The sequence below is a fragment of the Pseudoalteromonas sp. NH0006-26 genome, from assembly GCF_057552415.1.
Genome location: NZ_BAAJMJ010000013.1, coordinates 60,998 through 74,807, shown reverse-complemented (window position 1 = coordinate 74,807; position 13,810 = coordinate 60,998). Strand labels below are relative to the sequence as shown.

General features: G+C 40.3%; 14 protein-coding genes. 3 read left to right on the top strand and 11 right to left on the bottom strand.

Translation table 11 applies throughout. From position 1 onward, the window contains the following. Window positions 1-151 precede the first annotated feature (151 nt). Complete coding sequence (locus AC27JR_RS15855; RefSeq protein ID WP_008467318.1) at window positions 152-451, top strand: YebG family protein; 300 nt, start codon at window positions 152-154, stop codon at window positions 449-451. A gap of 226 nt (window positions 452-677) precedes the next feature. On the opposite strand, the gene putP is transcribed toward AC27JR_RS15855, so the two are convergent. Beyond that, window positions 678-2,189 (bottom strand): sodium/proline symporter PutP, encoded by a 1,512-nt coding sequence (gene putP / locus AC27JR_RS15850; RefSeq protein WP_008465433.1) that lies wholly within the window; start codon window positions 2,187-2,189, stop codon window positions 678-680. A gap of 344 nt (window positions 2,190-2,533) precedes the next feature. On the opposite strand from putP, the gene AC27JR_RS15845 reads away from it, so the two are divergent. Next, window positions 2,534-3,757 carry an EAL and HDOD domain-containing protein gene (locus tag AC27JR_RS15845; protein ID WP_131691391.1) on the top strand — a complete coding sequence of 408 codons (1,224 nt, stop codon included), beginning with the start codon at window positions 2,534-2,536 and terminating at the stop codon, window positions 3,755-3,757. Between the two features lie 58 nt (window positions 3,758-3,815). Here AC27JR_RS15845 and AC27JR_RS15840 read toward each other — a convergent pair whose 3' ends face one another. The 10 genes from AC27JR_RS15840 to ccmA are packed head-to-tail and all read right to left on the bottom strand — an operon-like array spanning window position 3,816 to window position 11,531. Continuing rightward, window positions 3,816-4,547 carry an MlaA family lipoprotein gene (locus tag AC27JR_RS15840; RefSeq protein WP_054201699.1) on the bottom strand — a complete coding sequence of 244 codons (732 nt, stop codon included), beginning with the start codon at window positions 4,545-4,547 and terminating at the stop codon, window positions 3,816-3,818. A gap of 9 nt (window positions 4,548-4,556) precedes the next feature. Next, entirely contained in the window at window positions 4,557-5,813 is a 1,257-nt protein-coding gene (gene ccmI, locus AC27JR_RS15835) for a c-type cytochrome biogenesis protein CcmI (protein ID WP_076918254.1), read from the bottom strand. Continuing rightward, window positions 5,814-6,275 (bottom strand): cytochrome c-type biogenesis protein, encoded by a 462-nt coding sequence (locus AC27JR_RS15830; RefSeq protein WP_076918255.1) that lies wholly within the window; start codon window positions 6,273-6,275, stop codon window positions 5,814-5,816. It abuts the gene before it with no gap. Continuing rightward, a complete protein-coding gene (locus tag AC27JR_RS15825) occupies window positions 6,272-6,844 on the bottom strand; it encodes a DsbE family thiol:disulfide interchange protein (protein ID WP_487174121.1) in 573 nt (190 codons plus the stop codon). The genes AC27JR_RS15830 and AC27JR_RS15825 overlap by 4 nt, the downstream gene beginning before the upstream one ends. Then, a complete protein-coding gene (locus AC27JR_RS15820) occupies window positions 6,841-8,802 on the bottom strand; it encodes a heme lyase CcmF/NrfE family subunit (RefSeq protein WP_076918257.1) in 1,962 nt (653 codons plus the stop codon). Before AC27JR_RS15820 ends, AC27JR_RS15825 begins: the two co-directional genes overlap by 4 nt. Before the next feature lies 1 nt (window position 8,803). Then, window positions 8,804-9,283 (bottom strand): cytochrome c maturation protein CcmE, encoded by a 480-nt coding sequence (ccmE, locus tag AC27JR_RS15815; RefSeq protein ID WP_008112242.1) that lies wholly within the window; start codon window positions 9,281-9,283, stop codon window positions 8,804-8,806. Further along, window positions 9,280-9,483 carry a heme exporter protein CcmD gene (gene ccmD / locus AC27JR_RS15810; RefSeq protein ID WP_008112240.1) on the bottom strand — a complete coding sequence of 68 codons (204 nt, stop codon included), beginning with the start codon at window positions 9,481-9,483 and terminating at the stop codon, window positions 9,280-9,282. Before ccmD ends, ccmE begins: the two co-directional genes overlap by 4 nt. 2 nt (window positions 9,484-9,485) lie before the next feature. Next, window positions 9,486-10,223, bottom strand: a complete 738-nt coding sequence (locus tag AC27JR_RS15805; RefSeq protein WP_036985043.1) for a heme ABC transporter permease — start codon at window positions 10,221-10,223, stop codon at window positions 9,486-9,488. A gap of 1 nt (window position 10,224) precedes the next feature. After that, complete coding sequence (gene ccmB, locus AC27JR_RS15800) at window positions 10,225-10,911, bottom strand: heme exporter protein CcmB (RefSeq protein ID WP_054201703.1); 687 nt, start codon at window positions 10,909-10,911, stop codon at window positions 10,225-10,227. Beyond that, complete coding sequence (gene ccmA, locus AC27JR_RS15795; RefSeq protein ID WP_076916065.1) at window positions 10,911-11,531, bottom strand: cytochrome c biogenesis heme-transporting ATPase CcmA; 621 nt, start codon at window positions 11,529-11,531, stop codon at window positions 10,911-10,913. Before ccmA ends, ccmB begins: the two co-directional genes overlap by 1 nt. Window positions 11,532-11,644: 113 nt before the next feature. On the opposite strand from ccmA, the gene fliK reads away from it, so the two are divergent. Then, window positions 11,645-13,810, top strand: a complete 2,166-nt coding sequence (gene fliK / locus AC27JR_RS15790) for a flagellar hook-length control protein FliK (protein ID WP_487174119.1) — start codon at window positions 11,645-11,647, stop codon at window positions 13,808-13,810.

Sequence of the window (13,810 nt, the reverse complement as noted above, 5' to 3'; positions counted from 1 at the left end):
ATAAAGTAGAGTTGGCCTTTATTGTCAACCAAGCTACAGATAAACTAAGGCTAAAGCTTGCAAAACAACGCGCAAGCTTGTACTGTATATAAAAACAGTAATCTAATGATTTAAAATAATCATATTGCCACGTAAGTAAGCAGGAGAAATCATGGCTGTTGTTGTTAAATATGTTGTAGAACGAAACGGAGTCGAGCGCATGACGTTTACTACTAAAAAAGAAGCTGATGCCTATGACAAAATGCTCGATATCGCCGAGTCACTAGAACTTATGCTTGAAAAAGTAGATGTGCCACTAAGTGAACAACAAGTTGAGTCGCTTGCACTTGAGATTGCGAAAAGTAAAGACGATTTTATGGCGGTGCTTAAGGGGACTAAAGAAGTACCCGCAAAAGCTAAAAAAGCAAAATCAGATAACGTTGCCGATATTAAAGATAAAGCAGCGAGCTAATCTAAAAAATAATGGTGCTGCTTATGAGCCGCATCACTAATTAATAAAACTGAATTCGAGCTTCGAATTCAGTTTTATTATGTCTATAAATAATGATAACGACAAGCCAGTTTGCTGCGATTAAATCATTACAGTTTGCCTCTATTAAAAGTCAGTCAATAAAAAATGCCAACCAGTTAAACTGGTTGGCATTTTTTTAAACCAAACCTTTACGTTAGTGAATCAGTTACAATGACGATTCAACTTCATCAAACAGATCAGTAATTTCTTTTTTCGGTTCAGCTGTTACAAGGCTACCTACCACAATAGCAATACTCGCTAAAATGAAGCCTGGGACGATTTCATAGATCACGCTACTTAAGCTATCACCATTAATAGTAATAGGCGCATAAATCCACACAAGCACGGTTAGAGCACCAACAACCATACCACTGATAGCCCCTTTTAAGTTCATGCGCTTCCAGTAAAGGCTAAACAATACCAATGGACCAAATGCAGCACCAAAACCTGCCCATGCGTTGCTCACTAAATCTAGTATTGAACTATTACGGTCATAGGCTAAATAGATAGCAAATAGCGCAACCAGTATCACGCTAATACGTCCTACTAGTACCAACTCAGTTTGCGAAGCATTACGGTTTAAGTAAATCTTATAAAAGTCTTCAGTTAGAGAGCTTGAACACACCAATAGTTGCGATGAGATAGTACTCATAATTGCAGCTAAAATAGCCGCCAGTAAGAAACCTGCAATTAACGGATGAAAAATTAATTCCGCCAATACTAAGAATATTGTTTCTTTGTCGGCAATTGGCATTTGATTTTCAATCATGTATGCAGCACCGAATAAACCGGTAAATACTGCACCAATGGCAGATAAGGTCATCCAAGACATACCAATACGACGCATAGTTGGCATTTCTTTTACTGAGCGAATAGACATGAAGCGCACAATAATATGCGGCTGACCAAAGTAGCCTAAGCCCCACGCCATTGCAGAAATAATAGCAATAGTAGAACCGCCCGCAAACCAATCAAGCATACTTAAAGAATGAATTTCGCTTGCTTTAGGCGAGCTTAGTAATTGCTGATAATTTGCATTTGCTAAGGTGTCCATAAAGGGTTGATCAAGCATCATGTAAGTGGCAATTGGCACTGCCAACAACGAAATAAACATGATACAGCCTTGCACAAAGTCTGTAAGGCTAACCGCTAAAAAACCACCAAACAGGGTATAGACCACTACCACACCAGTGGTAATGTATAAGCCCATTTCGTAACTCATTTGAAATGAGTTTTCAAACAACTTACCACCGGCAACAACACCCGATGAAGTGTATAAGGTAAAGAAAACAATAATTACTATTGCAGAGATAACACGTAGGATATTTTTGTTGTCATCAAAACGGTTTGCAAAGAAATCGGGGATAGTAATGGAGTCATTGGCTTTTTCAGTATAAACACGCAGTCTTGGTGCTACTAAAAAGTAGTTTGCCCATGCACCCAATACTAAACCAATTGCAATCCAAACCTTACTCAACCCAAATAAATACATTGCGCCGGGTAAGCCCATTAATAACCAACCACTCATATCTGATGCACCAGCCGATAGGGCAGCAACACTGGGGGCTAAATTACGACCACCTAGCATATACCCTGAAATATCACTGGTAGATTGCTTATATGCGTATAGTCCTATTCCTAGCATTACAATAAAGTACAATGCCAGTGAAATAATCATTCCTGTTTCCAAATTTGCCTCCACTTAAAAAAGTAATAACAGGCTTGTAATCCAAATAATGACTCTTGAAATCTTATAATTAAGACAGTATTGGAATAAAAGCTTTCTATCCAACTATAACACGGTAATTACTAATAACTCCAACTCGCTAATTTAAGTAGATAAAAAACCATCTATTCGCTCACTTTTAAAACAAATAGAATAAAAAACAATGAGTTTAGATTAATAAAAACCACCCAAGCCATGATATTTTATTAATATAATTCATTTTCCCGATGCTATTTTGAATGTTTTCCAATATATTATTACAATGTTAACCAATTTCTACTGTTTCGGAATCTTATATGTATTTTTATGCTGCTCGCCAACCTATTTTAGATCGCAATAAGGAGTTAATTGGCTACGAGCTTTTATTTCGTGATGGAGTAGATAACGTTTTTCCGAACATTGACGGCGACGAAGCAACGTCTCGACTGATTGAGGGCAGCCAGTTTAACTTTGGTCTTGAAGATTTGACCGATAATAAACCTGCTTATATTAACTTTACCCTAGACACCTTACTAAAAGGCTACCCCACGCTATTAAACAAAGACGGGGTAGTGATTGAAATATTAGAAACCGTTCAGCCGGGGAAACGTCTGCTTGCGATAGTTAAAGACTTAAAAGAGAAAGGGTATACACTTGCTCTAGATGACTACGCGCATCAACCGGTATGGCGTCACTTTTATCCGTTTATTGATATCATTAAAGTTGACTTTTTAACCTGTGATATAGAGACCGTTAAAACGATCATCGAGGATTTAAAACCTTACCCACACATTAAATTACTCGCGGAAAAAGTTGAAACCTACGAACTGTACAACCAAGCTTTTGAGCTAGGCTTTGAGTACTTTCAAGGCTTTTTCTTTTCAAAACCAGAGATGGTGCAAAGCAAAGCCTTACCGCCATCGGGCATGGCACTGGCTGAACTTCTCTATGAAACATCCAGTGTAGAAATGGATCTTAAAAAGATCACCGATGTATTTGAGCGTGATGTTAACTTATCTTACAAGCTCTTGCGCTATTCAAACTCAGCAGCATTTACCCGCCGCTCTGAAATAAACACTATAAAACAAGCGCTGATTGTATTAGGCGCTGCTGAAATTAAAAAACTTCTTTCTTTATTATTTGCAGCACAAGTATCTGCAGATAAGCCATTAGAGCTTATTAGACTGTCGCTAACACGGGCACGTTTTTGTGAGCTGTTAGCTATTTCACATGGCAAACTTAAAGATACTGGTATGGCATTTTTAACTGGCATGATGTCGCTTATGGATGCGATATTAGATGAAGAGATGGACAGTGTAATGCTTAAATTGCCACTGTCTAATGAGATAAAAACAGCGCTGTTAAACAATGAAGGGCTACTGGCTGAATACTTAAGCTTAGTGACTCTGTATGAGCATGGTGATTGGCAAGCTGCGAACGACAAAGCTCAGCAACTAAACTTAGGTGATGAAGTGCCTGATGCATACCACGAAGCTCTCAACTGGGTTAGTGAGCAAATGCAGGTGATGATTGATAGCTAAATGGGTTATTACTAATTAAAAACAAAAACGCCAGCATTTGCTGGCGTTTTTACTTTTATTAAAGGCTTTCTAAGAAATCTTCATCAAAATCTTCAGGCTCTTCTTTTATTGGCGGGTTACCATCAAAGAGCTCGTATAATTGACGCTGAAAATAAATGTCTTTAATAAACAAGTACGGGTCTAACGAATCATTCAATAATCCTTCCTGAGCCATTAATGACGCACGTGCTTCAACTGCTTTTAGTGCAAACACTAAAATAGTTTGTGGTGTAGTCAGTGCTATTTCAGGCAGTACAACATTATCAACCACATCACCGGTTAAGTTACGCGCGGTAGATGGCCCCATTGCTGGGATCATTAAATAAGCACCATCACCCACTCCCCACACACCTAACGTTTGGCCAAAGTCTTCGCTAGTTACTTCAAGCCCCAGCGAACTAGCTACATCAAATATGCCAAATACACCCACAGTTGAATTCACTAAAAAACGTGCAAAATTAATTCCAGCACTGCTTGGTTTTCCTTGCAGACCAGCATTTATAATATCAACGGGTGCGGTAATATTATCGGTAAAATGCACAATACTACGACGAACAGGCTGCGGTGTAACAGTGATGTAACCCACTGCTGCTGGCCTTAAAATATAAGTATCGAGTACGTCCATATTAAAGTCATAAATAGGTCTATTTACACTTTGTAAGGGATCGCGCTCATCATATTTACTCTCGGGCACTTGAGCACAGCCCGATAAGGTGAGTAAACATAATAAAAGTAAGCCTTGTTTTAACATCTCAAATCCTTAAGGTATTAATGTATCAATGTTCAGTTGCACTTGTTGCACATCTTTACGAAGCAGTACCTCAGAGTGGCCTTCAAGCTCACCGGCGCTTGGCATCACTGAATCATCATTAGAGATACGCGCAGAAATAACAATTTCACTGGCACTGGATAAATTTAGCCCCGCCATCATGGCGTTCGAATCGCTCAGCTCAACCGTGATTGGAAAGCTATAGTCTGTTAGTTTAACAACGGCTAAAGGCATGGGTGAACCTTCAGAAGCTTTAGCAAACACAAACAAAATACCGTTACTGGGCTGTTTGTCTGCAAGTTGCTCGTCAATCTTAACCGTGACCTGAATACCCTGAACAACGTGCTGTTCATGACTGTTTAACTCACTTTGCTGAGCTATTTGGCCATCAATTTCACTGATGCGCTCAGAAATCATAGCATAACGCGTATCTGACTCGTCCATACTGGCAAGAAGTACTTCAAATGCAGCTTTTGCCTGTATCCAATCTTTTCTCTCAAAGGCAATCAGCGCAAGTAACGAAATCGCATCGAGGTTATTTGGTTGTGCTTGTAGTACTTTAGAAAGCATACCCGCTGCGCGAGTCATATTCTCATCACTGCCCTCAAGTAATAATACCTGCGAGTAGCTCACCAAGGCTTGCATATTATCAGGGTTCATTGACAATGCTTTATCAAATGACTGTTTTGCCATGTCAAACTCATTAAGCATTATAGCCACACGCCCTAACAGCATCCAAGCAACTTCATCGTCACCGCTTTGGCTTAACTTCGTACGCAATGCCAATGCAAACGCTTGCAGTTCATTTTTAGTTAACGGCTCACCTTTTTGCATTACAGCGCGTTGGCCATAATCGGCCAAGTTGTCCATTGCATCATGCCAAGCCGCTATTTGTTGCTGGCTGCCGGTCATTGCATAAAATATACCCGCTAACGCAATTAAAAACGCCGCCCCTGTTAAAGCAAATATACGATTGTCACCACGACTATTGAGTGACTTCTCTGGTGATAATTCATTTAGCAAACGGCGTTTTAGCTCAACAATTGCCTCGCTGTGGTTTTGCGAGTCTATGCGTTGGTTGTCTAAATCAGCCTGAAGTTCAACTAAACGCTGCTCATAAATGCTGATAAGCTCAGCATTAGCGTTATGAGTAATGGTTACTACGCGCTCTTTTTTTAAAAAAGGCACAATAATAAACAGCAATGCAATGAGTGTGAGTAAAGCAAAAGACGCCCACATTAAAATCATTTAACTTTGCTCCTGACGTTTATTTTGTTTAATCAACTTATTGAGCATCACTTCATCAGTGTCACTCCACGTTTGTTTTACCGACGCTTTACGCTGGCGAATAACAATAAAGCCAAAGCCTATTATTACAATGAGTACTGGCAACACCCACAGAATTAACGTAGCCGGCGTTACTGGTGGATCGTAATGAACAAAGTAGCCATAGCGGTCAATCATATAATCAATAACTTCGTCTTTGCTTTTACCATCTTTTACTAACGCCAATACGCGATCGCGTAAGTCTTTTGCAACTACGGCATCTGAATCAGCAATATTTTGGTTTTGACATTTGGGACAACGTAATTCTTTAGTTAGCTCTTCAAAACGAACCGCTTGCTCGTTGCTATCAAATTGATAACGGTCTTGTTGAGCAAACGCAGTTAAACTAATAAATAAGCTAAGGGTTAATAAAAACAATCTCATGGCTGCAGCTCCTGCATAAGAGGCGCAAATTTAGCGCGCCAAACTCGAGGGTTTATATCACCGGTGTGGTGTAACAAAATAGTGCCATTTTTATCAACTAAAAATGTTTCTGGTGCTCCAGACACACCCAAATCTAACGCCAAAGAGCGCTCTAAATCTAAAATATTAAATTGATAAGGGTTACCTGCGCGCGCAAGCATATTACTCACATCGTCACGCAGTGCTTGCATATCAAACGGGCCATCAAAATCAGCATCGTAGCTTTGTACATAATACAAGCCGATAATTTTAATGCCTTGCTCGCGAAGCTTAGTTAAATAATCAAGCTCAGCTAGACACGTTGGGCACCATGTACCCCACACGTTTAATAAATACACGTCACCTTTTAATTGCTCATCAGTCCAATGTTTGTCATCTTGCATTAAATCAGGCAAGTTGAATGCTGGTAAGGTTTGACCAATGCGCCCCGTTTGTATTTCCCGAGGGTTAGCAAACAACCCTTGATATAAAAACACACAAATAAAGATAAAAATTAGTAAAGGTACAACTGCCATCAATTTACGCTTCATAATGCCCCCTCTAATTCATCTTTGCGAGGTGTAGCGCGATAACGCTTATCAAATAAAATTACAAAACCAGCGAGTGAGATCAGAACACCACCAATCCACATCCAACGCACAAACGGCTTGTGGTAAATACGTAATGACCAAGCCCCCTCACTTAGTTGCTCACCAAGCGCGAGGTATAAATCACGAGTAAAACCAGCATCTATTGCGGCTTCAGTCATAAATTGCATACCAATGTCGTATCGGCGTTTTTCTGCATATAAACGCGTTACAGTGTCATTTTCTTTTAATACCGTTACCACGCCAGCATGACCACTGTAGTTTGCACCACGAATTGTCTTTACGCCTTCAAAACGATATTGATACTGATTAAGCTGTACACTATCACCTGGCTTCATGGCGACATCGCGCTCAACTGAATACGCTGAGGTAAGGGTAATACCGGCAATAACAAAAGCTAAACCAACATGACCAAGCACCATAGCCCAGTAACTTAAACCTAAGCGTTTGATGCCGACTTTAAGTGAGCCATGAACAGCGGCTTTGGTGTAAAGGTCAATAAAGGTGGCTATAAATATCCATACACCCAATGTAGTCGCTAACAGAGTGAGTGGCGTAACCACTTCATAACTGCTAAACAGCCAAGCACAGGTAATAACAACGCTGGCTAGTGCGCCAACAAATAGTTTGTTTTGTAAAAACGCCCATTTATTTTGCTTCCAGCGCAAAAATGGTCCTATGCCCATTAAAATCGCAAATGGCACCAGTAGAATTGCAAACATTTTATTAAAGAAAGGTTCGCCAATAGAAATACTACCTAAGCCCATTTCTTTGTGCACCATAGGTAATAAAGTACCTAATAGTACAATTAAGGTGGCAACCACTAAGAAAATGTTATTTAGCCAAAGTGCTACTTCACGAGAGACAAACTTATAACGTCCTTCACTTTTAACTTGTGAAACACGCAAGCCGTAAAGCGCTAAGCCACCGCCTACAACAATGGCTAAGAAGGCAAGAATAAATAGCCCACGATCCGGATCGGTTGCAAAGGCGTGCACCGAAACAATAATCCCTGAACGAACAATAAAAGTGCCCAGTAAACTTAATGAAAAAGCAGCAATTGCTAATAATACGGTCCATGATTTAAATACACCGCGCTTTTCAGTCACACTTAAAGAGTGTAATAAAGCCGTTGCCACTAACCATGGCATCAGTGATGCGTTCTCAACTGGATCCCAGAACCACCAGCCGCCCCAGCCAAGTTCTGCATAAGCCCACCAACTACCAATGGTAATACCTAAGGTTAAAAAGCCCCATGCAGTCATCGTCCATGGGCGTGACCACTTAGCCCAGGTATTATCGAGCTTACCGGTTAATAGCGCGGCAATAGCAAAGGAAAAAGCCACAGAAAGACCCACATACCCCATGTAAAGTAATGGTGGATGAATGATCATACCTGGGTCTTGTAATAATGGGTTTAAATCTCGCCCTTCAACTGGGAAATAGGGCAATAAACGCTCAAACGGACTTGACAGCAATAAGGTGTACATCATAAAGCCGACACCTAAAAAGCCAAGCACACCTAATACACGAGCACGAAGCACCCAAGGAAGTGACTTTGAACGCACCGCGACCAGAGCTGTCCACCCGGCTTGCATAAGTAACCACAGTAAAATAGCGCCTTCATGACCACCCCATGTAGAGGTGATTTTATAATACCAAGGTAAGGTGCTACTTGAATGATAAGCAACGTAAGACACGGTAAAATCATCGGTTAGGCTGGCATAAATAAGAACAGCGAACGACAAAGCAACAAATGCAAACTGACCAACCGCTAATGATGGCGCTGCGCGCATCAATCGAAGATTACCTGTGTGTGCTCCCCAAAGTGGGAAAATACACAACAGCACACTGAGCACCATGGCCAATGTTAAAGAAAAATAACCAATTTCTGGGATCATATCAGCTCCCACTATCTAAGTTATATTTTGGCTTTTCGTGCTTAATGCCTTTTACTGCCTCAGCAACTTCTGCCGGCATATATTCTTCATCATGCTTAGCCAACACTTCAAATGCTTCAATCACGTTAGGCTCAACTAACACACCTTGCGCAACAATCCCTTGTCCTTCACGAAACAAATCAGGCAAAATACCTTGATAGCGTACCGTTACCAATGGCCCCGTATCAATCAGCTTAAAGCTTACTTTTAAGCTTTGTTCATTTCTGATCACAGAGCCTGGCACTACCATGCCGCCAATTCTCAGCTTTTGGCCTACAAACGGCTTTTCTTTATTGGGACCTTTACCATCAATTAATTCGCTGGGGGTGTAAAACAAATTAATATTTTCTTGTAAGGCGTACAACACTAAACCTATTGATCCACCAATACCAAAGAGTACGGCGATAATAACCAAAAGGCGTTTTTTACGTCTAGGGTTCACGAGGTTTGCTCCTGCTTAGAATTTTTAATTCGAGTTTCACGTGCAATTTGTTGCTCAACCGACGCTAAAATTTGTTTTTTGTCGCGTAACGAGCTAAATAAAATACCTAATAGAATCAATGCACATGTACCAAAAGAAAGCCATACATAAAAACCATAGCCTCCCATTGCAATAAAATCTGAAAACGAGTCAAACTGCATAATTACCCCTTAGTTAACAACTGTCGCACCCATGGGCGGTGCTTTTCACGGTGTAAAATTTCATTTTTAAGACGAATTAAAGTCACCGTACCGACAAACGCGGCAAAGGCTAAAATATTAATCATTAATGGCCAAAACATACTAGGGTCAACCGCATCGCGATTAAACTTAGTGATACTCGCCCCTTGGTGCAGGGTATTCCACCACTCCACCGAAAAGTGAATAATAGGTAGGTTGATCACCCCTACAATGGCTAAAATAGACGCGGCGCGACCTGCTGACTTTTTATCTTCAAAGGCATGGTACAAAGACAACACCCCTAAGTATAAAAATAATAAAATAAGTTCAGAAGTCAGCCGAGCATCCCATACCCACCACGCGCCCCACATTGGTTTACCCCATGCAGCACCAGTAATTAAAGCAATTGCTGTCATACACGCACCAACAGGCGCGATTGCAATTACCGCAAGCTCGGCATTACGTAGTTGCCATACCAAGGCAACAATGGCAGCAATCGCCATTGATGAATAGGCGCCCATAGATAAAATAGCGGAGGGCACGTGAATAAAAATAATACGGTAACTGTCTTTTTGTTGGTAATCGGCAGGGGCAAAACCTAATCCCCAAACCCAACCAACAATCATACTAACGACCGTAACTACTGCAAAATATGGCAGTAGAGTATTGCATAATTGATATGCTCGCTCTGCTTTCGCATACGGATGTAACCACTTCCACATATTAACTTACACTCACTTTTAATGCTGATGATATGGCAATTGGCGCACTAATAATCGCAACGACTAACATGGCACCTAGGATTGCAAGCTGACCACTGTAATCCAGCGACATAGTACTGGTATCAATAGCGGAAGTTGCAAAAATTAAAACCGGGATATACAAAGGCAGCACTAGTAAGCTCATTAAAATACCGCCTTTTTGTAATCCCACCGTTAGGCCTGCTCCTATCGCGCCAATAAAGCTCAATAAAGGAGTTCCCAATAATAGCGTTAATAACGTGGCCATTAGGGCCGTCGTTTCTAAATTTAGTAGTAAAGCAAATAAAGGCGTCATTAGCACTAGCGGTAAACCGGTGATCACCCAATGAGCCGCAACTTTACCTAATACGGTTAATGATAAAGGATACGAAGAAGCAATTAGTTGCTCCAAAGAGCCATCGTTATAGTCGTCTCTAAATAGTTTATCGAGTCCAAGCATGGTTGATAATAAAGCCGCAACCCAGATAATGCCCGGCGCCATTCTTGATAACAACCCAGGCTCAGGCCCTATCGCTAATGGAAATAACGAGATAACAATTAAAAAAAATAAGATGGGATTGACTATTTCAGCACGCTGACGAAAAGCGAGCTTAACGTCTTTACTAAATACCGCGACAAATAACTGCCAATATGAGTGCTGTCGTGTCATTAGTGGCGGTACTCCAAAGTCAAGGTTTGTAAGTCACTAAAATGGGTGGTTAGGTCTTGATGTGTTGTTAACAAAATGGCGCCCCCCTTTGATAAATGCTCAGTAAAACGTTGCTGTAAAAAGGCAACGCCACTTTTATCGAGCGCAGTAAAAGGTTCGTCTAAAATCCACAACTTAGCTTCAGATAACCATAATCTGACCAAAGCTACTCGTCTTTGTTGACCCGCCGATAAGGTTCTAACAGGCACATCTTCCAGCCCTACCAAACCTAGCTTACTTAATAAAGAGTATAAGTCAGGGGTGTCAACGTAACCATTAATAGCCAACCAATGTGTTACATTTTCAAGTGCACTGAGTTGTACGTTCACACCTGTTTTATGGCCTATATATAATAAGTCTCTGGCGTATTCGTCATAATATTTTTTGATAGATTGATTAAGGTATAAAATATCACCTTCATCTGGCAGCGAAAAACCGGCAACAATGCGCAATAACGATGTTTTACCTGCCCCATTAGGACCAGCTAACTGCATGATTTGACCGCTTTTAAGGCTAAAATTAAGTTCATCAAACAAACAACGCTCTTGCTTGATACAAGTAACGGACTTAATGTGTAACAAGATGACGATTCTCTCTGCCAAAAATTAGCGGTAAGTCTACCATAATGATAGGGTAATACGAATATTGCTTTAGAATCGATTTACTTAAAATAAAGAAAACTTGATATAAAATAATGAATACACCAACGCACATTACATTGACTAACCCACAGGTTAGTAATCAAACAAGCAATTCAGGTCAACCTGTGTTACCGACATTGCCTGAAGAAGTGCTGGCGGCTAAAAACATTCAGTTTTCTAAAGAGTCAGTAACCTTAGATGTGTTTATGAATAAGCATTGGCAAACAATTCGACTCACGGTCAATGAAACTCCAACAAACGTTGAAAAAATAGCGAGTGCTAACATACAACTAAGTGCAGATGGTAAAAGCTTAACTATTATTCCTAACAACAGTACCTTATCAATTAAACAACCGGCTCAGTTACAACGATTTTTAAATTTTATAAACACCCAGAGTGATATTCAAAATAATCCGCTATCGATACAAGTCATATTAAAACCAACGCCAAAACTGGTGATTGAAAAATTTAATGCCAGTATTGCCATTAATAAACAAGTGGCGCAATTACTAGCACAAGAGCCCTCACTAAAAGGTATAATTGAGACTGATAGCAAAGGTACACGACTAAATATTATTAATCGTTTTGCTGACCTTGTGCATTCTCAACCTTTAAGCCAAGCAAAACTAACACAATTAGTTGCTAACAATTTAGGTCATGCTCAGCTTCATGCTACGCCCAAATTTGCGGTGTTAAATCCAAATACCGCAATAGGCTCGTTAAATATTAACTTAAGTCATCAACAATTATCTGAGCTACCCATAACCCCGACTAAGGTAACTATTACCAGCCAAGCAGATAAACTATTAATTAAAACCGCTTATCAAAATATAACCGTGGAGCTTAAAAACTCATTTAGTAAACCATTTAATGAAATGCTTTCACAGCAACCACAAATTGCTAACGATTCGCAAAAAATTAAACCTCACCCACTTAGTACCGTTAATAGTCCAATTCAATCATGGCTAAAAAGCAGTTTTGCTGATTTTAAAACGCGTATTTTAGATGCGGTAAAACATTTTGAAAGCAAGCCATTTACCACGGTATTAAACGCATCTCAAAAACCAAGCACTGTTGTTAATGAACAGCAAAAATGGCTCGCGCCAACGCAAAAAATAGACATAACGCAATTAAAAAGTCCTTTGAGCACAGCCCCCCCTTTAGTGCAACTTACCCAGCAGATAAAAGCCAGTATCTCCTTATGGCAACAGCGAGCGTCGACAACACATACAGACTCACATCCTGTTGTTACCCTGCCAGCACAAACAACTAATAGCACCTTAGCAGCCGTTAATCATTTACAGCCACTGGAAAAGCTATTATTGGCAACCGTTTTAAAACAAAGTGCAGCCGCTCCAATAGAGCAAAAAGAAGCTAACAAACACATTTTAAGCAGCCAACTGAACACCATTGTAGCTAAGATGACTGATCAGGGTACTGATTTAAACCGCTTGGTTAATCAGGCTTTTAACCGAATGTTGTCAGAAAGTAATTTACACCCAACCACCATACAACGTGAAATACTCAGCACTATAAAGCCGACACAACTGCCCAATGACACCTTGCAAAGCTCGTTTAATCGAGGTGTAGAACAACTTTCATTAAGTATTTTAGCTGCACCAATTATTAATCATAATCCAACAGCGATTAGCATCAATAATCAAAGCGGTTTAGAAGCCTTGCTTCAGGTTTTATTACCCACCTTTAAAGTAGGTAATAGTGCCAATAAGTTATTAGAGCAGTTACAGCAACCACAAGTGCAAGCATTAGCAGGCGAATTAACACAAATCAAAAGCACCTTAAGCCAAGTACAAGCACCCGTTTTGAGCCAGCAGCCTGACACTAACTCCTTGGTGCAATTTTTATTACCCATGAAACTGCCCCCTGAAGCGGCACAAACAGAAATATCGTTAGGGCAATATAAAAAGCCAAACAACGGTAAATTAGCGGATAAAAATGCGTGGTTTGTAAGGTTGAATTTTGATTATGCAGAACTAGGTAAACTGCAAATAACCGCAGAGCTGATGGACAAAGCAATCGATTGTCAGTTATTAGCGTCCACTCAAGCTGTAAGCGCGTTGGCTCATCCACACCTTGATAATTTACGCTCAAAATTGGCAAAACAGGGCTTGCAAGTGGGCGACCTAAACTTAAAACGAGCAGATGACAGCCATCAAGCATTTTACCAATCCCATGCCATTATAAATATTAAGGTTTAG

Coding starts and splice junctions, on each gene's coding strand:
- AC27JR_RS15855 (WP_008467318.1), top strand. CDS start 152: ATGGCTGTTGTTGTTAAATATGTTGTAGAACGAAACGGAGTCGAGCGC.
- putP (WP_008465433.1), bottom strand. CDS start 2,189: ATGATTATTTCACTGGCATTGTACTTTATTGTAATGCTAGGAATAGGA.
- AC27JR_RS15845 (WP_131691391.1), top strand. CDS start 2,534: ATGTATTTTTATGCTGCTCGCCAACCTATTTTAGATCGCAATAAGGAG.
- AC27JR_RS15840 (WP_054201699.1), bottom strand. CDS start 4,547: ATGTTAAAACAAGGCTTACTTTTATTATGTTTACTCACCTTATCGGGC.
- ccmI (WP_076918254.1), bottom strand. CDS start 5,813: ATGATTTTAATGTGGGCGTCTTTTGCTTTACTCACACTCATTGCATTG.
- AC27JR_RS15830 (WP_076918255.1), bottom strand. CDS start 6,275: ATGAGATTGTTTTTATTAACCCTTAGCTTATTTATTAGTTTAACTGCG.
- AC27JR_RS15825 (WP_487174121.1), bottom strand. CDS start 6,844: ATGAAGCGTAAATTGATGGCAGTTGTACCTTTACTAATTTTTATCTTT.
- AC27JR_RS15820 (WP_076918257.1), bottom strand. CDS start 8,802: ATGATCCCAGAAATTGGTTATTTTTCTTTAACATTGGCCATGGTGCTC.
- ccmD (WP_008112240.1), bottom strand. CDS start 9,483: ATGCAGTTTGACTCGTTTTCAGATTTTATTGCAATGGGAGGCTATGGT.
- AC27JR_RS15805 (WP_036985043.1), bottom strand. CDS start 10,223: ATGTGGAAGTGGTTACATCCGTATGCGAAAGCAGAGCGAGCATATCAA.
- ccmB (WP_054201703.1), bottom strand. CDS start 10,911: ATGACACGACAGCACTCATATTGGCAGTTATTTGTCGCGGTATTTAGT.
- fliK (WP_487174119.1), top strand. CDS start 11,645: ATGAATACACCAACGCACATTACATTGACTAACCCACAGGTTAGTAAT.